Genomic DNA, 19,837 nt, shown 5'->3' on the forward strand with positions numbered 1-19,837 from the left:
GAAAGTAGTAGCAAGACATGAGCCGTATTATTTCCGGAGTTGCCGGGGGAACTAGCCTGAAATCAGTACCCGGAGACGCGACAAGGCCAACGACTGACCGGGTCAAAGAAGCACTGTTTTCCCGCCTGGAAAGCTGGGACGTCATTTCGTCGGCACGCGTACTGGATCTTTTTGCTGGATCCGGTTCCCTCGGACTTGAGACCGCAAGCCGTGGAGCCCGTCAGGTATTGCTCGTCGAACTAGCTCCTAAAGCGGTGAGCGTTTGTCAGCACAACGCCACCAAAATCAATGAGGCTCTGAAAAGCGACGTTGTCTCGGTCCAACGAGGCAAAGTTGATACCGTTTTATCCAGCTTTTTCGATGAGGAAGGCAGTGCTCCCAAAAGAACCTTTGATCTGGTTTTAATGGATCCTCCATATCCGTTAACGGATCAGGAACTCGCTGTCACCCTTGACAAGGTTTCCATGATCTTGGCAGAGGATGCGACAGTAATTGTCGAGCGTTCAAGCCGTTCCCCTGAACCGTTGTGGCCCGCAAATCTGGCAAAGATCGCCGATAAAAAATATGGGGAAACACGGTTATGGTTTGCCGAACCGGTCCAGAGCTAAAGAATGTCTAACCTCTGCGGGATAAGGACCGGCTGCTTCACAAGCTGTAATAGCTGACTGGTTGATTTGCTTCTTTGAAGCGGTAAGTATCAGGTTGCCAGGGAATTTGCGCGTAAACATTTCCGGGGTTGAACTTAGCAAGACATAGTCGAAAGCAGATTGCGCGGCCTGAACTTGACGATCCGTAAAAGCAAGTGGAGGGTCATCACCAATATTTACGAAGAGCAAACCCTCTGGCGCTAGCGCCAGAGCCAGTTCTTCATAATATTCCGTTTTAGTCAGATGCTCTGGTGCTTCAGGGCCACTGAAAATATCTAAGACGATCACGTCAAATTCTTTATCGAGCAGCTCTTCCTTCAAGACTGCACGAGCATCAGCCACCAGCGTCTGCATATTGCACCGTTCTGGCAAAGGCAGATGAGTTAGCACAAAATCAAGTAATTCACGTTCGATATCAACAGCCACGTGTTTGCTCTCGGGATACCGTAGTGAGGCCCACCGGGCGAGGGTTAGCGCGCCGGCACCCAAGTGCAAAAACTTGAGCGGCTCACGCTGCGGGCGCAACACGTCAAGATGATTCGCGATTCTCGCGAGGTATTCGTAGAAGATGTTTTCTGGATGCGTCAGATTTACGTGAGACTGTTCAGCGCCACCAATCGCCAAGATCATCGCGCCTGGAACTAGGTCATCAGGATAAATGCTAGCGTGTTCTTGGATCCCACCAAGCCAGCGTTTTAGCGGTTTCATACTCATTTTGTTAACACCTTGGGAAGTAGTTGCAGTCTGTCTACCGCTTCGCCGATGACTTCAGGCCGTTTGCAGAAAGCAAACCGCAGCAAGGATGAGTAGTCTTTCTGGTTTTTTTGAAGAGCGAACACCGACATGGGGATCGCAGCTACACCGATTCGCTCCGGCATCAGTTTCGCAACGTCCACCGCACTGGTATTGCCCAGACCCTGCAAATCTGCAACCAGAAAATACGTACCTTTGGGTCGGATGACTTTAATGCCTGCCTCTTCGAGTCCTTCGGCCAGTTGATCACCACGAGCGCCAAGGTCTGCGGCAAAACTTTCAAAGAAAGTATCGGGTAGTTCCAATGCCTGCGCTACAGCCGGCTGGAAGGCAGGGCCAGAAGAGTATGAAAGGAACTGTTTGACTGTGCGCAGAGCCGTTATCAGCTCACGGGGCCCTGTGGCCCAACCAACTTTCCAACCGGTAAAGGAAAAGGATTTTCCTGCGGAGGAAAGAGTAATGGTTCGCTCGAAGCCGCCGGGGCGGCTAGCGATAGGAACATGAGCAGAAGCGAAGGTGAGATGCTCGTAAACTTCGTCCGACAGGATAATGCAATCGTGCTGGTGTGCAAGAGCTACGATTTCGTCCAAGACCTCGGTTCCAAAGATGGTGCCTGTAGGGTTATGCGGATTATTGACAATAATCATCCGGGTTTTACCCGTGATGGCTCTGCGAAGCTCATCAAGATCTGGGGCGAAGGAGGGAGCCCGCAATTTCACTACCTTGTGAGTGGCGTTAGCAAGTCCAATCATTGCGGCGTAGGAATCATAAAAAGGTTCAAAGGTGACAACCTCGTCCCCGGCCTCCACAAAAGCCAAAACTGCCGCAGCTATGGCTTCAGTTGCTCCTGTGGAGACGACCACCTCAGTGTCAGGGTCGATGGACAAACCATAAAATCGGTGTTGATGATTGGCTATCGCATGCCGTAGCACCGGAATCCCGCTGCCAGGGGCATACTGGTTAGCCCCGTCTTGGATAGCCCTGACCGCAATCTCACGAATTTCTTGTGGACCTTCTGTATCCGGGAATCCCTGACCGAGGTTGATGGCTTGATGCTTAGTGGCTAGGCCGGTGATTTCTTCGAAGATTGTGACGCCGGGTTCACCATCCGCTCCCAAGAGATTTGCGCTCTGAGCCGTTCGTCGCCAGGGGGTAGATTCAAAGGTCATAGCTCAATTATGCTTCCTGGCCTCTGGATGGTCTAAGCGAACACGCATGAATCGTTACATGACAGTTCTGTCAAAATCACGTGTTATCAGTGGTTTGTTGATAGATTCTAGATATGCGCAGAGCTGTATGCCCAGGATCTTTTGATCCCCTTCATAATGGCCATGTTGAGATCATCGCCCGAGCGGCAAGTCTCTTTGACGAGGTCATTGTTGCTGTATCGACAAACTACTCGAAGAAGTACCGGTTTTCCGAAGAAGAACGGGTAGCAATAGTTGAAGAGACCGTCGGAGGACTTCGGGGTGTCTCGGCCATACCTATGGGTCAGGGTCTGCTCGCAGACTTCTGCAAGGAGCAAGGTGCAGAGGCAATAGTCAAGGGACTGCGAAGCACGGTGGACTATGCCTATGAAATTCCTATGGCTACGATGAACCGTCACCTGACCGGTGTGGAAACAGTCTTTCTGCAGGCCGACACGAGATTTACTCACCTATCGTCCTCACTGCTCAAAGAGGTGCAGTCATTGGGTGGGGATGTGAACGAGTATTTCCCACGCGCGGTCATTAAGCGGCTGTCGAAAAAGAGTTAAAATCGGGTTCGTGTATCGAGCCAGGAGTGGGTCACAAGAATTTAATTGCATTTGAGAATGACGGGGGACTAGCAACGTGGCACTAAATCCAAAAATTACAAAAGCGGTTATCCCAGCAGCGGGTCTCGGAACGAGATTCCTGCCGGCAACGAAGGCAATGCCCAAAGAGATGCTGCCAGTAGTGGACAAGCCTGCGATCCAATACGTTGTTGCCGAGGCTGTCAAAGCTGGCCTTAACGACGTGCTGATGATTACAGGTCGTAATAAGCGCGCCCTCGAGGACCACTTCGATCGAGTACCTTCTCTCGAAGCTTCTTTGGAAGCAAAGGGAGACACCAAAAAACTGCGTTCGATCCAAGAGGCCACCGAATTGGGCGATATCCACTACGTTCGCCAACGTGATCCACGTGGTCTTGGCCATGCAGTCCTGTGCGCTAAGCAACACGTAGGCAACGAACCTTTCGCTGTCCTTCTTGGTGATGATCTCATTGATTCACGCGATGAACTGTTGTCATTAATGGTGGAAACGCAGCAGAAAACAGGTGGGTCAGTCATTGCGCTCATGGAAGTTGAGCCGGAACAGATCAGCGCGTATGGCTGCGCGGATGTTTCTGCGGTTGAAGGCGAAGAATATGTCAAAGTAAACGCCTTAGTGGAGAAGCCGAGTGTGGAAGAAGCACCAAGTAACCTCGCCATTATTGGACGTTATTTGTTGCATCCACAGGTATTTGAGGTGCTTGAACACACCGCACCTGGCCGTGGAGATGAAATTCAGTTAACCGACGCGTTGCAGGAACTAGCCGTCGGTACTGCTGAAGGAGCAGGAGTACACGCAGTAGTTTTCCGTGGTCGCCGCTATGACACGGGTGACAAGCTAAGCTACCTGCAGGCAAACGTGACCCTCGCAGTAGAAAATGAAGAGCTCGGCGAGGGCATGAAGAGTTGGCTCAAGTCCTTCGTGGCTGCTCTCGATAACTAGCAATAAAGGGGCTACTCAGGATAATCACATTTATCTTGAGTAGTCTTTTTCTTTGCCACCGTCGCGAGCAACCACTCGCCACGTGGGACGACCATAGATTTTCTTTGAGAAGCTGCAGGAATGAATATCCCAAACAAGAGCGAAAGCTTCACCTCGCGTAGCGCCCGCTACGGGGTGCAGCGCAAGCGAAAACGACGCATGCGCGGTGTTTTACTGTCTGTTGTTGCTCTCGTTGTGGTAGCGGCTTTGGGCGCCGGATTTTATGTTTTCAACCTTCAGCATAAGTTTAATTCGAAATCCAACTCCGTAGCCATCAACTACACCGAAGAGCAACAGAATCAGCGTCCGGTGAAAGCCCCAGATGATGGATCGATGAATATTCTGATGCTGGGTGTTGACCACGCAGACGAGAACGAGGCTGAATCAGCGGCACTGGACGGTGCGGTAAGTCAACGCAGTGACTCGATGATGCTGGTTCATATTCCCGAGGACCGAAAACAAATCTACGTAATGTCTTTAGTAAGAGACATGTGGGTTGATGTTCCTGGGTATGGACAGCACAAGTTAAACGCTGCTGTAGAACTCGGGGGAGTCCCCCTGCTGATGCAAACGGTAGAGGGCTTATTCGATACAAAGGTTGATCACGTAGCGATGATCGACTTCGCCGGATTCCGAGAACTTTCAACGGCACTCGGAGGAGTTAAAGTAACTAACGAGATTCCATTCACGGCCCACGACACGGACTACTTCTATCCAGAAGGCGAGATAACTCTCGAGGGCGACCGCGCCCTGCGGTTCGTGCGCGAACGCAAATCGTTCAGTGATGGTGACTATCAACGAGTTAAGAATCAACGGACTTTCTTGATGGCTGCGGTGAATCAAGTGCTGTCTAACGATACGTTTACTAATCCGACGAAGCTCTACAACATCGTCGACAAGGTTTCGCCGTATCTGACCTTTGACTCAGAATTTGATGCGGCCACCATAGTGGGATTGGGTATGCAACTAAAGAACGTTGATACCGAGAACCTTGAAATGTTCACCATGCCTACCGCTGGCAGCTCAACAAGCCCCGACGGGCAATCCATAGAACTAGCTAGCGAGTTGGCGATCGGTCAGATTTCGGAAGCTTTGCAAACGGACACTATGGCCGAATATCTTGTGGATAATCCTCCGCAGTAGGTGCCTATAGTGCTGAGTGGGATTAACTGCACGTGAGCTTCGTACATGAAATCACGTGTTAGCACTGCGCATAAACTAGACTTTGATCATCTGTGCTTACGAATTCAAGTAGTAGTTAGCATTCGACAAGAGGACATTTTCCACATGACAGTTGCGGAGGAGGCCGAAAAGTACGGCTTGCACCGAGTAGGGGCAAGGCCGTCATTGGTCGATTACCTGAAGCAGACCTGGAGCCGCCGAGAGTTCATTTATGAACTGGCGAAAGCTCGAGTACAGTCGCAGAATGATCGTAACCGGTTGGGCATGATTTGGGTGGTTCTCAAACCAACTTTCAACGCGCTCATGTATGGAATGATTTTCGGTGTACTACAAGGCGCTAACAAGCCTCCAGAATTTCCGGTATTCGTAGTTATCGGTGTATTCCTCTTCGAATTCTTCACTACCTCCATGAACGGTGGAGCGAAGTCGATCACTGGAAATACTGCCCTTGTTCAATCTCTTGCGTTTCCGCGACTATCGCTCCCAGTCGCCCAAGTCACTCAAAACCTATTGACCCTGGTGCCCATGCTCGGAGTGATGTTCCTTTACGCTCTCATCTTGGGAACCACCCCTAAATGGTCTTGGTTCATGATCATCCCCCTGGTACTTCTCTTCAGCGTCTTCAATATGGGTGTTGCCCTTATTTGCGCTCGAATTACGGTGCATATTAGAGACTTCACGAATATCTTGCCGCTCATTGGCCGCGTACTTTTCTACACCTCAGGCGTCTTGTTCAGCGTTGACAGAATCCTTAACCAGTGGCCATGGATGATTGCTGTGTTCGATTTTCATCCCCTTTACCAGACCTTGAGTATTGCCCGCGCAATGATCATGAATGATAGTCCATATGACCCAATGGCATGGCTTATAGTCGGAGCCTGGGCGATCGCCACGTTGGCCTTCGGCCTTATTTACTTCTGGAAAGCTGAGGAGCGTTACGGCCGTGCGGATTAATTTTGATGACTTAATCAATCCGGACTTGCATCCGGAATACGAACCTGAACGTATTTTTTCTGATGACACCTCATTCATTGACGTGGTTACGCAGGATGAAGGCGCAAACTCAAATCTTTACATTGACTCCACCCGTCAGCCGGTGGTGATGGTTGATAATCTTCATGTGAAGTATCAGGTGTACTCCAGTGGCAAGGCCGTAGGTGCTTCTGGCGCTCGTCGACTGCTGCAGTCAAATATGCGTGGAGTTCGAACCGTTCATGCCTTGAAGGGTATTTCCTTCGTTGCATATGAAAACGAATCAATCGGTGTCATCGGCTCTAATGGTTCGGGCAAATCTACGCTACTCAAAGCAATTACTGGGCTGACCCCGCCTGCATCTGGAAGCGTTTATGCGCGATCTCGCCCAAGTTTATTGGGAGTTGGAGCTGCTCTTATTCCCGGTCTATCGGGTGATAAAAATATTACACTTGGTGGTTTGGCGCTCGGCTATAGCCGCCAAGAGGTTGAGAAGATGCGCGAAGAGATCATCAAGTTCGCTGAACTCGAAGAATTTATAGACTTGCCAATGCGTACCTATTCATCAGGTATGAGTGCTCGCCTAAAGTTTGCTATCGCGGCGTCGAAGCAACACGATATCTTGATAATCGACGAAGCTCTTGCTGTTGGAGATGCGAAGTTCAAGAAGCGAAGTGAAGCAAAGATCCGCGAGATTCAAGAGAACGCCGGTACAATTTTCAACGTTTCGCACTCCATGAATTCAATCAAAGAGACCTGTAATCGCTGTATTTGGATTGAGAAGGGTGTCCAGAAGATGGATGGCGATCCGGACACAGTGATCAAGGCCTACCAAGCTCATTTGAAGAAGAAGTAAAGGGACGGATGACGGAATATCCAGGCGTTGCTTACGTAATGCCTGTGCTGAACGAAGCGGAATACCTTGAAGAGGCCGTCGCATCGATTCTCGCGCAGGATTATGAAGGTGACAAGGAACTGGTGCTTGCATTGGGTCCGAGCACGGATGAAACGAATCTTGTTGCCCATCGATTAGCAGCTCAAGATTCACGTATTACTCTGGTGGACAATCCTCAAGGCCGAACCCCGATAGCTTTGAATTTAGCTATTCGTAATTCGACTCATCCAATTGTGGTTCGCGTCGACGCACACAGCGAGCTTCCTACCTACTACACCAAACGCGGCATTGAAACACTCAACCGCGTTGGTGCTCATGATGTTGGCGGTCTGATGGATGCTCGTGGCCGCACGCCAATGCAAAAGGCCATTGCCGCTGCCTACCACTCGAAATTTGGTTTTGGTGGACCCGCCTACCATTCAGGCGCCCCCGAAGGTGAAGCCGAGTCTGCATATCTCGGTATCTTCCGGCGTGAAGTTTTTGAAGAAGTCGGCTACTTTGACGAGAACATGTGGCGAGCACAAGACTGGGAGCTTTGCCTGAGGATAAGGCAGGCCGGCCACAAAGTCTGGTTTGATCCGGAGCTGAAGGTCGGCTACTACCCGCGCGATAATTTTCCCTCCCTTATCAAACAGTCGTTCGCCTCTGGAACCTGGCGTGGTGAAATCGCCCGGCGATTCCCCGAAGGAAAATCCTTGCGACATGACCTTCCACCGTTGCTTCTCGCGGGAGTGGGTGTAGGTATTCTCTCCGCTGCCGTGCAACCGGTTGCCGGTAATTCAATTCCACAACCCGTCAACGTCCTGATGAATCTGAGCAGAATTGTTCCGGTGCTCTACGCATTGGTCTGTTTAGTGGAAGGAATGCGCGCCAAAGGAAGAGGACTCAAGGAGAAGCTACTTACAGCTGTCGCTTTCCCATCCATTCATCTTCCGTGGGCACTCGGTTACATCAAGGGGCGTATATCTGGAGCCGGCAGCACGTTGGATAAAGGCAGGGTTAAATGAGTTCAGTACGTCCTTCGCGACCGTCGTTGCAAGAACTACGCGAGGTCTGCCAACCTCCTGAAGTTCGCGCGCGAAAAAACGCTGAACATTGGACCGCTGAACTCTACCTTCGTCATATCTCCATATATCTCACGGCAGTACTGGTGCGAACCCGTATCTCCGCCAACGGCGTCACCGGGTTAATGATCCTTGCCGGCTGGTGCATGTCGGTTGCTTTGTTGATCCCAGGCATCTGGGGGCCACTTCTGGCCGTCGTACTTTCCCAAGTACAGCTCTACTTTGATTGTTCAGACGGGGAAGTGGCTCGCTGGCGTGGTACTCAGTCGCCGCGCGGGATATTTATCGACATGGTGGGTCACCATACAACCGAAGCGCTGATTCCTATTGCTTTGGGATACCGCGTGTTCATGGAGCTCTCTGCAAGTAGCGATAATGCTACGCAGGCATGGCCAACCTTGTTTATGGGTGGATGTCTCGCTGTCCTGCTCGTTCTCAATAGGTCCCAGTCCTTGATGGTGCATGCAGCTCGCGGGATGGCTGGACTCGGAAAACTGCCGGATACCGCAGAAGCACGCTCAATTCCAGTAACTTCGCTCGTCGGACGTTTGCGTTCGCTGGCTCGATTTGTGCCGTTCCACAGGATGCTGCACGCGGTGGAACTCAGCCTCGTGATACTGGCTTGCGCCATCATCTCGGCTCTGGTTGGGGAACCTGGGATTGCCGAAAAATGGATGATCTGGATTTTGCTTCCAGCTACGGTGTTGGTCAACGTAGGTCATTTCGTTGCAAACATGGCTTCTACTAGGCTTAAGGCTAACTAGCTGGAAGGGAGGAAGAAAATGACGACAGGAGTACTGCCTCGGATAGGCGTTGTTGTCCTGACAATGGGAAATCGCCCCATCGAATTGAAACGCGCATTAGCGTCTTTGCTGGCACAGAAGCGCGTTCAAATTGATGCAGTGGTTGTGGGCAACGGTTGGGACCCCAAGGACATTCCGGCGCCCATCAAAACACACTTCCTTCCCGAGAACCTTGGTATTCCTGCCGGACGCAATGCGGGGGTGAACCATGTGCAAGGCGAATTCCTTTGCTTCCTGGATGATGATTCGTGGTTCCTAGACGAAGATTTTTTGATCACTTCCGTTGACCGTTTCAAGCGGTACCCGAAAATGGGACTCTTGCAGCCTCGAATTACGGATCCAAAATCCCTGGAGAATGATCCAACGCGGTGGATTCCACGCCTGAATAAACGTACTGCTGAAGAACCAAGCAAGGTCTTCCATGTGGGGGAGACTTGCTTAGTCAGTCCCCGGGCACTTTTTGATGCTACTGGCGGGTGGGCCGCAGGATTCTGGTACGCCCATGAAGGAATTGAACTCGCTTGGCGCATTTGGGATACCGGACATTATGTTTGGTATGCCGGGGACATGCGCATTGGTCATCCAGTGGTTGACCCCCGCCGGCACGATGAGTTTTATCGCCTGAATGCTCGCAACAGAGTTTGGCTGGCACGAAGAAACTTGCCTGTACCGTTGTGCTGGATCTATCCGACATCTTGGTTACTGGTTGAGTGCCTCAGAATGCGGAAAAACCGCCCTGCGGTTCGACAGTATTTGGGTGGTTGGCGCGCTGGTTGGCGTGGTAGCCCATGGCACCGTGAAACTCGGCCTAAACTGAAGTGGTCTACCGTGCTTAGAATGACTCTGGCAGGACGACCACCAGTTCTTTAATCTGGCCGGCGGGCGTAGAGCCCACCACAATAACTATGCATCAGCAACATGACGTGGAGGTAAACATGGCTAAAACAGTTCTTACTTACGGTACGTTCGATTTGTTCCACATTGGACACCTGAATATTCTCAAGCGGCTCAAAGAAAAGGGCGACCGCCTCGTAGTCGGCGTTTCTACCGATGAATTCAACGCGATCAAAGGCAAAAAGCCCATCGTGCCCTTCGCCCAACGGCTGGAGATCGTTCAAGCCATCAAGTACGTAGATCTGGCGATCCCGGAGGAAAACTGGGAACAGAAGCGTCTTGATATCAAAAAATATGATGCCAAGGTGTTCGGCATCGGCGAAGATTGGCAGGGTAAATTTGATGATCTGGATGACGAAGTCGAAGTAGTTTATCTGCCTCGTACTGCAGGAGTCTCGACTACCGAGATGAAGCGTGTGCTGAGCGAATTTGATGAACGCCATGTCGAGTCTTTGAAAAACACGCTCGACGCGCTGAGCCAAATTGTCAAAGAACTCAGCTAGTTCCCTTACTCCAGCCTAGGTCTACAACAGAATAATCCTGTCCACTGGAGTCCTTCGCACTTGTTCATGAAAGTACTCTCTCACTAGTTGATGCCCATGGATTTTATGGTGTGCAGGTTCGGCTCAGATATTCAGGGCGACGGCTTTGACGTTACTTACACCTGGATGAGGTAAACACAGCAGCCCGCAGCCGCCAGCGAATCCACTCACATTCTGAGGATGCTACTTGAACGGTGGAGTCTTACCTCCCTCCGCGGTTGTACTAGCATCTGGAGTCCTGCCTCAAGAATCCTGCGTTGAACACCTAGTACATGCGCAGTATATTCACGGTGAAGTCTCGGGCTGAGCTCTGCTTTGTGGACGAATTATGTTTCACGGCTACGTAGAATATAGGCGTACGCCATTGAATAATGAGGATAGGTTTTCACGTGGACTTCGCTGGATGGAGAGGAACAATAGGGCAGGTGCTGCCTCAACGGCTCGTGCAGCAACTACTTAAATCTCGTATCCGTCGTGTACAGGCTTCCGATCTCAGCAGCTTGGAATTACGCGAAGTGAACGAAACTGCTGTCCGTGCGATCGCAGATAGCGTTGGCATTGAATATACGTGGGATGAAAACTCGTGCAGGTTTGTCATTGGACGCGAACATTGGAACCTACTGCAGTCCGAACTTCGGGGCAAGGGTTTATTCTTTGCTCAATTGGCAGAGGCCGGCTCTTACTCAGCCTCTGAATCCTGGTCTGTGAGCACCACACCCTTGGAATCCGGTGTACTTGGAGCCGGCGTGTTGTGGAACGTATTTCCAAGTAACCCTGAGCTCATCCACGATGTGATGGATTACGTAGGTCCTATCGATGCTGTATACACGTGGGTTGATTCCACGGATCCTTCATGGCATGCAGCCTACGAGCAGGCGAAAGCAAACGCAGACGGTCACCTGAACAGCAGTTCCACCGATCCTGGCCGTTTTGCCTCTCATGATGAACTGAGGTTCTCCCTTCGCTCTCTGGAACTTAATCTGCCCTGGATTAACCACATCTATTTGGTCACTGCCGGGCAAACCCCGTCATGGCTTATGGAAGAACACCCGAAAATAACTATCGTTGACCACACGGAAATTTTGGATGCTAAGTGCCTGCCCACCTTCAATTCGCACGCAATTGAATCCCGGCTTTCTTTCATCCCGGGGTTGGCAGAGCGGTTCCTCTACATTAACGATGATGTGTTTTTTGGCCGACCAGTCTCACCAAATGTGTTTTATGGTCCTGCAGGGCAAACCAAATTCTCAGTCTCGCCTGGGCATTTTATGGATGCGGACGAGACCGAATTACCCGTCAACTCGGCTGCCAGAAATAACCAATCGTTGATCAGATCCACATATCACCGCACGACATCGCGAAAGTTCAAGCACGTTGCGCATCCCCAATTGCGAAGCATCCACGAGCTGGCCTACAAACAGTATCCAGAAGAACTCGCACTGACCGCCGGTCATCAATTTCGCCATCCGCGGGACATCTCATTGCCATCGTCGCTAGCGCATCAACTCGCAGCCCGCACTGCGATGGGCTACCCGACGGAGATAGACTACTCATACCTTGATATAGGCGACAGCGACTTTGCCCTCCGAGCACTCAGGCTAACTCGTGGCGTACTTCCACAAATGTTTTGCCTGAACGAAGTTCGCCAGGCCTCGGAGGTGCAATCTCAAGAACGGGTAATTAAAAACTTGTTCCGGATTTTGTACCCATATAAATCTTCATTTGAAAAGTAGAATCCGGCTTAGTGCGGAATTCTCAAAGATAGTGACGCACAAATTTAAGGAACACATCTCAGTGGCATTAAAGAAGCATTCCGCGCAGGCAAGAGTACAGTCGCTGGTCAGTGATTTGCGGGATTTACGGCTAAAACGTAAAACCTACCGCTACTACTCAGGACATCACTCGTTAGTCGTGGAATCTATCGACGGTCGGTTGAACGTTGAAGCCGAACTGAACTATGTACCGAGTGCAATTGCCGTACTTCATGGTCGCCACATCGTGTTCTCCGAACCTGTCATCTCGAATTCTCAGGAGTCGACTGATCATCACCATGCAACAGCCACCTTGGGGCTCGACCAGGTTTTGGACGCCTGGGAAGAGTATCGCCAACTTGCGACCTTGCACGCTGACGAGCTGGATCCAGAGGAAGAGGGCGAAGACAGGTCCGAGATCGAAGAGGTCAAGGAAGATGATGGTCTGCCTGCTGGAACCGTGAGGTTAGCATTCACTTTTGAATGCGAATTCACAGAGCTGCCAAGCGCTATCGCCTGGGTCCAAGTTGAACCACAGGGTGAACTGCTGCGTCGAAAAGAAGTCAAAGCTCTCATAGAAGAGGGCGAACTTGTCCTAAGCGGTCCGGTGATTGCCCACCGAATTATGGGACGCTTTGAAAAGACTGAACTTCGCGGCGCTGCCCGCTATCACACCGGTGAACGCAGCACCGGAGTGTATGTCAATAAACGAGCCGAAATTTCGGTTGGTATCAACCGTGAAGTTTCGCATTCATATCGTATCCGGACGGATAAGACGCAGGTTCACACAGGCATCCTTTCTCTTGCAGGGGTACTAGACACTCAGACCGATCGCCTGACCGGTGCACGATTGAGTGTCGTTGGACGCCGCACTCAAACTGAGTTCGAAGCACCCGTGCAACTGAAGCTTGACTCGGAGCTTGCCGACCGCCGGTTCGGTAAGGCGACGTACAAGTGGCAGGCCGATTTGGACTTCGCTTCGCAGAATTGGGAACTCTTTGACCGCGGCGACAATTACGATATCTACCTGATGATCAGCCGCACAGGTAGCGATGAAGAACGGCGTGTGCGAGTAACACGTACTCCCTACCTTGTCCGTTCCACTACGCAGGCCGGCGCCGTACACAAAGGCACTCAAACCCTGGCGATTTCTCCGTACTTCACTTTCAAAGCAAAATCGACGTCATTGATTCTTGAGGTGTACGAGAAGGAAGCTTTCGCAGTGCTGGAAGATTCCCGTGCAAAGAGCTTTCCCATACTGGAAAGTGGAAGCAAACCAATCTGGATTGTTGGCGAGCTTTCCTATAAAGCTCAAGATAATGCGCTCCACCTTTTCCGTTATCTTCGTAGCCAACGCCAGGACATCGAGGCCTATTACGTCATCGATGAAAATTCCCCGGATCTGAGGAACTTCGCGTCCATGGATAACGTGGTTTTCCACGGAAGCAAGGAACATTTCGAACTAGCAACGCGTGCCTCGCGTTTTGTTGGTACGCATCATGCTGATTACCTGTATCCGACACGGCATCAGAGTTTCGCGGCAAGGACTCGTGCCACCCGCGTATTCCTGCAGCACGGAGTTATGGGAACTAAATGGATGGTACCGAACTACGGCAAGAATTCGCCGGGCTTCACCACAGACTTATTCATGGTGTCTTCGGAACGTGAGAAACAATATATCGTTTCTGATTTTTTGTATTCACCGGAAGACGTCAAGGTCACCGGGCTCTCGCGCTTTGACTCCCTGCTGGCAAACGACATTCCAACGAACAAGAATTTGCTGCTGATCATCCCGACCTGGAGGGACTGGCTGCAAAACGAGGAAGCCTTCCTGGAATCGGCGTACCTTCAGGAATGGAAAGACTTGCTGTCTTCCCCCGAACTCGAGCAGATGGCAGCGAAGCACTCCCTGGAAGTGGTTTTCAGCCTGCACCCAAACATGCAGCATTTCCGTGAGCATTTCCAAGACACCCCCGCGCGATTAATCGTCCAGGGCGAAGTAGATGTCCAGGAGCTCATCAAAACCGCTGCGGTCATGGTCACCGACTATTCTTCCGTGGCATTTGACTTCAGTTTCCTGCACAAACCCGTGCATTACTTCCAATTTGACCGGGCAAGGTTCTTGGGGAAAAAGGGTTCTCACCTTGACCTGGACGCTGAACTGCCAGGTCGCATCGCGTTCGACAGCGCCAGCCTGCTCGCTGATCTTGCTGAGACCATGGACCGTGGAAAACTGATGGAGCCACGGTATGTGCAGCGTGCTGATGTTTTCATATCGCACCGGGACCAGAACAACAGCGAGCGTGTGACCGCGGAAATTGAGAGAGCAACTCTTCGTAAGCGTTCCCAAGACGGCTGGAAAGCAGAACTCCCCGAAAAATTGAAACGCCGCTTCCGCAGGAATAAGCGGTACTACTCGATGATGCGCGCCCTGTTCAAGACGGTCTCACGGACCCCAATGGATGAAAATCTCGTAGTCTTCGAATCGGGTTTGGGTAAGCAATATGGTGACTCACCGCGATACATCTATGAGGAGCTCGTCCGCAGTGGTGATACCCGGAAGAAAGTCTGGATCTATTCAGGCACACATCGGTTCACCGACCCGAATACCATAACCGTTGAACGCCTGTCTCCGGAGTATTTCTGGTATTTGGCGAGAGCCAAGTACTGGGTGAGCAATCAGAGCTTCCCGCACTATTTGCGCCGGCGCAAGAACGGCATTTACCTGCAGACGTGGCACGGTACTCCGCTGAAACATATGGCGTTGGATATCGAAGAAATCCATGGTCGTGATGAAGGCTATGTGCAGCGGGTTCTCAATGCCACCAAACAGTGGACTCATCTGATTTCACCGTCGGAGTACACTGCCGACATCATGAAGTCGGCATACTCCTTCTCCGGAACTGCCACCGATCTGGGCTATCCGCGCAATGACATCCTTATGGCTCCGGACGCCGCGGCACGTGAAGCTTCTATACGCGAAGGATTGGGATTAGCTCCGGACGTTCGTACGGTGCTTTATGCTCCAACCTTCCGTGACGACGCTGGAACCGGTCGTGGTCGCTTTAGATTTGAGCTGCCGATGGACCTTGAAGAATTTGATCGCCGATTTGGGGAAGACACCGTGCTGTTGCTGCGCATGCATGTACTGGTGTCTAACGCGATCAGCATTCCGGAGGAACTCAACGCACGGATTCTGGACGTTTCCGGGTACCCGGATATCCAGGAGCTTTACCTTGCCACCGACGTGTTGATTACCGACTATTCTTCGGTGTTCTTCGACTATTCGCTGCTTCGCCGGCCAATCGTCTTCTACGCATATGATCTGGAGAATTACCGCGACAACCTGCGTGGATTCTATCTTGACTACCAGAACGAAATGCCTGGCCCAATTGTAGAGACCGAAGCGGAACTCTGGGATGCCGTTGCAGATGCCCTGGAAGGCAAGAACATCGGGGGAGTGGAACGAGAAGCATTCGTGAAACGGTTCGCACCGTACGATGATGGTTTTGCCTCACGCAGGGTAGTCCAGAAGTTCTTCCCACCGAGCAAGCAGCGATAGTTCATAACCCGGTAGTCCTCAGGACTGCCGGGTTTTCGCGCTCTTGGACGCCAACACGGGAGTAATAACCAATGCTGGCGGGCGTTATAAGGAAGAATCATCTGGTGGGCATTGAACCACGAGGTGATTGCTTCCGTGGAATGGCTTAGATCGATGGTAAAAGGGTTAAAGTGAACAGGTATAGTCTCCGTGTTGTCTTAGGAATTGGACGACGTCTTGAACGTCGCGGCAGGTATCGCCTCGCTGCAGTTTTCTATGAACGGGTACTAAAAACCAAGATCCTGAAATCCGACGAGGTCCGGTTCCGTTTAGGGCTGTGCCAATATAAGTCAAAGAAGTACTCGTTGGCCATGGCCAATATGGAAATCGCCATTGCGCACCAGCCCCACCGCTATGGGTGGATCCAATCGCTGGCATTAAATATGCAACGCATGAAAAAATTTGATCGTGCGCTGGAGTTGTTTGCCGTGGCCTGCGCCGGACAGCCGCATAATGTTCGGTGGCATCAGCGCTATGCCAAGTGCGCGGTAGCAGCTCGCAATAAAGACTTGGCCGGGAATATCCTTGAAACTTTGGTGACAAAGTACCCCTTAGATCCTGAGACTTCCAAAGCCCTTGCGAGCCACCTGCTGGTTACCGGCCAACGCTGGCGAGAACTCGAAGTACGAATTAACTTTTACGACGTTCATAAGCAAGACGCGCAGTGGCTCTTCCTCTCGGGGCAAGCGGCACAATTCATGTCCCGCTTCGAAGAAGCACGAGACTTCTACTTAGAAGCCACAGCCCTTGAGACACAGCATTCAAAGGCTTGGTACGGGCTGGCCCGCGCTCATGAAGAGCTGGGAGATCACGAAAGTTCCAGAGAAGCTGATACTCAAGCTGTGCTCACCACTGGTAACGAGCGGATACTCGAGCTCGGCATAGGACGGTTGCATGAGCGGGAAAATGATTGGAACCGAGCGGAGCAGTCCTATCGCTGGGCACTGAATGACTCAGGTGATCCAGAGAACCGGCAAGCGTTGAATTACCGCGCGGGAGAAGTGAACAGCAAGCTGTTCAATCTTGATGCGGCCGCTAAGCACTTCGGCGAATCGCGAGTCGCGGCTGCGAGCATTGAAGAACAAGTCATCTCTGCCTACGCGCAAGCTCGTGCCTATGCGCGTGCGCAAGATTTTGCCAGTGCCGCCAACACCTACTCCACCTTTGTCGAATTACTTCCCCAGCAGAGCCGGGTAGAAATTCCTGTCGCGCTTTACCGGTATGCCCACGCCCTGCATCAGCTAGGTAGCTATGAACAAGCCACAAATATCTATTTGCGGGCCGCAAATGCATGGGGATACCTCACCGACGAGCTTAAGGTTCCGGCGGTTGCCGGCCCGCGCGCCGCAGAATGCATCGCACTTGCCCAAAATGCCGAGGCGCGGGGGCAATGGCAGCAAGCCGCAGATGCCTACCAGGACGCGTTGTGGCACACCTCGACCACCCAGCGTATGTGGCAAGCCCGGGCCGGACAGGCTCTCAGTAAAATTGGTGAGCCACAACAGGCCTGCGAATACTTTGAGAATATGCTGCTTTTCAACGAAATCTCGGTCGCTGGAATCGGAAACGCGCTCAAGGGCGTGGGACGCCACCGTGGGGCACTGTTCATTCACGCAACTGAACAGTTGCCATTGGACGAAAAGCTCGTAGTTTTTGAATCCTCCCACGGTAAGAACGTTCATTGCCACCCATTGGCAATCTTCCTGCAGATGCGCAATGATCCACGCTTTGAGGATTTCCGCTACGCGTGGGTATACAACGACCATACGCAGACTCCGGCGCAGCTATCCGGTTATCCGGACGTTGCAATCATCAAGCAGCATTCGGATGCATACATACGATTACTCGGTACAGCGAAGTACCTGGTGAATAATGCAACGTTCCCCACGTATTATGCGCGTCGTGAGGGGCAACAGGTACTGAATACCTGGCATGGAACGCCACTGAAATTCATGGGCAAACTCGTTAAAGGCGCGGTGGGCGAACACCGGAATGTGCAGCGCAATTTCTTGCAAACCACGCACATGATGGTGCCCAATGAGCACACCTTGAAGACTCTCTCCACAGACCATGACCTGGATGGTATTTTCCCGGCCAAGGTGGCCCTGACCGGCAGCCCTCGAATCGACTCGATGGTACATCTCAGCCAGGAACGAAAAAATGAGATTCTAAGCCTGCTTGGAATTGATGCGCAGAGTACTGAACCCGTCGTTCTTTTTGCTCCCACCTGGCGCGGCCAGCTCAACGACCGAAGCTACGATGTGAATTCTCTGGTATCCGACGTAGCCCGGATGGCTAACGGGAAGCATCACATGTTGTTCCGCGCCCACCGCTTTGCCGAGCAACTCATTGGAGATGCCGAGCTGGATGCGGCTATTGTGCCAGCTTCTATCGACACAAATGAGCTGCTCGCGGTAGTTGACGTACTCATCACCGACTACTCCTCGATCTTCTACGACTTCCTGCCCGCACGTAAGCCAGTTCTCTTTTATACGCCGGACTTTGAAGCTTATGATTCCGAACGTGGACTGTACTTCGACAGATCAGCGTGGCCTGGCCCGGTCAGTGACAGCATTGACGAGTTGGTTCACGAGTTGCACAACGTGCTGGGTGCTCCTGCGGTCAAATTGCATGAAAACTTTGCGGATAACGTTGCTGAATTTGCGCCAATGGAGGATGGGGCCGCCAGTAAGCGTGTGATTGAATTCTTCTTCTTTGACGATGATTCGCATGTGCTCATGCCAGCGTTGGACCAACGCACCAAACTGTTGTTCTATCAGGGTCCGTTCAAGCCCAATGGTATTGCCACAGCATTCGTTAATTTGATTGGTGCACTAGATCCAAGCAAGTACTTGGTCACTGTAGCTGTCGACATGAATGCAACAGCTGCTGACCCGGCAGCGCTGGAGATTCTGAACTCGCTGCCGAGCCATGTGCAGGTGCTTCCGCGCGCGGGCGTCACAGCGATGTCAGCCGAGGAACGATGGGTTTCGGATTCGTATCATGCGCAACGCGGATTCAGCTCGTCCGAGGCAGAAAAAATTCACCTTAACACCATGTCCAGAGAATTGCGTCGCAGTTTCGGAGGCGCGCAATTTGACGTCGCAATCAACTTTGAAGGGTATTCGCGATTCTGGGCCGCGCTCTTTGCTGCCGCTCACAGCCACGCAACGACAACGTGCATTTACCTCCATAACGACATGGTGGGAGAGTGGCTACTACGCTTTGGCAGCATGCCCGGACTCTTCGCCACCTACCCGCACTATGATCGCTTGGTTTCCGTCACGGATAGCGTTGGCGAGGTTAACAAGCGAGAACTGGGTCAACGGTTTGATATCGACCCAGCTTCGTTTACCGTGTCCGAAAATCTGTTGGACCTCATCAAACCTGCGCAATGGTCACACCTCGCTGTACCGGTGCACGAGTTCCCAGGCAATGACCTGACGGTCTTTGCCAATATGGCGCGGCTTTCCCCAGAAAAAGGACAAGCCAAACTATTGCGTGCATTCGCGGAGGTTCATGCAACTCATCCGAACACGCGCTTGCTACTCATCGGAGATGGCCCCTTACGGATGAGCCTAGAAGAGCAGATTTCCGAGCTGAACTTGGAAGGCAAAGTCGCTATTACCGGGCTGCTGTCCAACCCGTTCCCCACGCTGAAATCAGCAGATTGCTTTGTCTTCTCGTCTGACTATGAGGGGCAAGGGCTGGCGATGATTGAGGCAATGATGCTTGGTCTTCCGGCAATCTCCACCGACGTTGTAGGTTCGCACAGTGTGCTTGTCGGAGGCTACGGACTGTTAGTCGAGAACTCCGCGACAGGGCTAAAAGAAGGAATGGAAAAATACCTTAACGGCTATCGAGCCGAGCGGGAATTTGATGCAGCCAGCTATCAGAAACAGGCCTTAGCGCAGTTTGAGTCACTTGTTAAACAACCTGCGCACGTCGGTCAGTAACTA

15 protein-coding genes are annotated in these 19,837 nt (G+C 51.8%); 13 read left to right on the forward strand and 2 right to left on the reverse strand.

Going from position 1 to position 19,837, the window contains the following annotated elements; translation table 11 throughout:
* Positions 1-17: 17 nt before the first annotated feature.
* Positions 18-608: a 16S rRNA (guanine(966)-N(2))-methyltransferase RsmD gene (gene rsmD, locus VJ369_RS01895; RefSeq protein WP_324090458.1), complete on the forward strand. Its 591-nt coding sequence runs from the start codon at positions 18-20 to the stop codon at positions 606-608.
* On the opposite strand, the gene VJ369_RS01900 is transcribed toward rsmD, so the two are convergent.
* Together VJ369_RS01900 and VJ369_RS01905 are read right to left on the reverse strand one after the other, a co-directional pair.
* Complete coding sequence (locus VJ369_RS01900; RefSeq protein WP_324090637.1) at positions 579-1,277, reverse strand: fused MFS/spermidine synthase; 699 nt, start codon at positions 1,275-1,277, stop codon at positions 579-581. The two genes, rsmD and VJ369_RS01900, sit on opposite strands and share 30 nt — an antisense overlap.
* A gap of 80 nt (positions 1,278-1,357) precedes the next feature.
* Positions 1,358-2,569, reverse strand: a complete 1,212-nt coding sequence (locus VJ369_RS01905) for an aminotransferase class I/II-fold pyridoxal phosphate-dependent enzyme (protein ID WP_324090459.1) — start codon at positions 2,567-2,569, stop codon at positions 1,358-1,360.
* 113 nt (positions 2,570-2,682) lie between these two features.
* Here VJ369_RS01905 and coaD point away from each other — a divergent pair, with 113 nt between their 5' ends.
* The 12 genes from coaD to VJ369_RS01965 all read left to right on the forward strand — a co-directional run bounded on the left by coaD (position 2,683) and on the right by VJ369_RS01965 (position 19,834).
* The gene (gene coaD, locus VJ369_RS01910) at positions 2,683-3,156 is read left to right on the forward strand and encodes a pantetheine-phosphate adenylyltransferase (protein WP_105674624.1); all 474 of its coding nucleotides are present in this window, start codon (positions 2,683-2,685) and stop codon (positions 3,154-3,156) included.
* A 76-nt stretch (positions 3,157-3,232) separates the two neighbouring features.
* Entirely contained in the window at positions 3,233-4,135 is a 903-nt protein-coding gene (gene galU, locus VJ369_RS01915; protein ID WP_324090460.1) for a UTP--glucose-1-phosphate uridylyltransferase GalU, read from the forward strand.
* Positions 4,136-4,255: 120 nt separating this feature from the next.
* Complete coding sequence (locus VJ369_RS01920; RefSeq protein WP_324090461.1) at positions 4,256-5,317, forward strand: LCP family protein; 1,062 nt, start codon at positions 4,256-4,258, stop codon at positions 5,315-5,317.
* A 144-nt stretch (positions 5,318-5,461) separates the two neighbouring features.
* Positions 5,462-6,310 (forward strand): ABC transporter permease, encoded by an 849-nt coding sequence (locus VJ369_RS01925; RefSeq protein WP_324090462.1) that lies wholly within the window; start codon positions 5,462-5,464, stop codon positions 6,308-6,310.
* Positions 6,300-7,184, forward strand: a complete 885-nt coding sequence (locus VJ369_RS01930; RefSeq protein ID WP_324090463.1) for an ABC transporter ATP-binding protein — start codon at positions 6,300-6,302, stop codon at positions 7,182-7,184. The genes VJ369_RS01925 and VJ369_RS01930 overlap by 11 nt, the downstream gene beginning before the upstream one ends.
* A gap of 38 nt (positions 7,185-7,222) precedes the next feature.
* Entirely contained in the window at positions 7,223-8,230 is a 1,008-nt protein-coding gene (locus tag VJ369_RS01935) for a glycosyltransferase family 2 protein (protein WP_414652609.1), read from the forward strand.
* Positions 8,227-9,051, forward strand: coding sequence for a CDP-alcohol phosphatidyltransferase family protein (locus VJ369_RS01940; protein ID WP_324090465.1), 825 nt, complete (start codon positions 8,227-8,229; stop codon positions 9,049-9,051). Before VJ369_RS01935 ends, VJ369_RS01940 begins: the two co-directional genes overlap by 4 nt.
* 18 nt (positions 9,052-9,069) lie before the next feature.
* Entirely contained in the window at positions 9,070-9,960 is an 891-nt protein-coding gene (locus VJ369_RS01945) for a glycosyltransferase family 2 protein (protein WP_324090466.1), read from the forward strand.
* Between the two features lie 65 nt (positions 9,961-10,025).
* Positions 10,026-10,487 (forward strand): adenylyltransferase/cytidyltransferase family protein, encoded by a 462-nt coding sequence (locus VJ369_RS01950; protein WP_188685389.1) that lies wholly within the window; start codon positions 10,026-10,028, stop codon positions 10,485-10,487.
* Positions 10,488-10,915: 428 nt separating this feature from the next.
* The gene (locus VJ369_RS01955; protein WP_324090467.1) at positions 10,916-12,259 is read left to right on the forward strand and encodes a stealth conserved region 3 domain-containing protein; all 1,344 of its coding nucleotides are present in this window, start codon (positions 10,916-10,918) and stop codon (positions 12,257-12,259) included.
* Positions 12,260-12,320: 61 nt separating this feature from the next.
* Complete coding sequence (locus VJ369_RS01960) at positions 12,321-15,839, forward strand: CDP-glycerol glycerophosphotransferase family protein (RefSeq protein ID WP_324090468.1); 3,519 nt, start codon at positions 12,321-12,323, stop codon at positions 15,837-15,839.
* A gap of 170 nt (positions 15,840-16,009) precedes the next feature.
* Complete coding sequence (locus VJ369_RS01965) at positions 16,010-19,834, forward strand: CDP-glycerol glycerophosphotransferase family protein (protein ID WP_324090469.1); 3,825 nt, start codon at positions 16,010-16,012, stop codon at positions 19,832-19,834.
* The last annotated feature ends 3 nt before the right edge of the window (positions 19,835-19,837 follow it).

Origin of the sequence: Glutamicibacter sp. (genome assembly GCF_035257265.1) — a bacterium.
GTDB lineage: Bacteria > Actinomycetota > Actinomycetes > Actinomycetales > Micrococcaceae > Glutamicibacter.

Excerpts from the sequence above, each read along its gene's own strand:
- rsmD (WP_324090458.1), top strand. The coding sequence starts at position 18 with ATGAGCCGTATTATTTCCGGAGTTGCCGGGGGAACTAGCCTGAAATCA.
- VJ369_RS01900 (WP_324090637.1), bottom strand. The coding sequence starts at position 1,277 with ATGATCTTGGCGATTGGTGGCGCTGAACAGTCTCACGTAAATCTGACG.
- VJ369_RS01905 (WP_324090459.1), bottom strand. The coding sequence starts at position 2,569 with ATGACCTTTGAATCTACCCCCTGGCGACGAACGGCTCAGAGCGCAAAT.
- coaD (WP_105674624.1), top strand. The coding sequence starts at position 2,683 with ATGCGCAGAGCTGTATGCCCAGGATCTTTTGATCCCCTTCATAATGGC.
- VJ369_RS01920 (WP_324090461.1), top strand. The coding sequence starts at position 4,256 with ATGAATATCCCAAACAAGAGCGAAAGCTTCACCTCGCGTAGCGCCCGC.
- VJ369_RS01925 (WP_324090462.1), top strand. The coding sequence starts at position 5,462 with ATGACAGTTGCGGAGGAGGCCGAAAAGTACGGCTTGCACCGAGTAGGG.
- VJ369_RS01935 (WP_414652609.1), top strand. The coding sequence starts at position 7,223 with ATGCCTGTGCTGAACGAAGCGGAATACCTTGAAGAGGCCGTCGCATCG.
- VJ369_RS01940 (WP_324090465.1), top strand. The coding sequence starts at position 8,227 with ATGAGTTCAGTACGTCCTTCGCGACCGTCGTTGCAAGAACTACGCGAG.
- VJ369_RS01945 (WP_324090466.1), top strand. The coding sequence starts at position 9,070 with ATGACGACAGGAGTACTGCCTCGGATAGGCGTTGTTGTCCTGACAATG.
- VJ369_RS01950 (WP_188685389.1), top strand. The coding sequence starts at position 10,026 with ATGGCTAAAACAGTTCTTACTTACGGTACGTTCGATTTGTTCCACATT.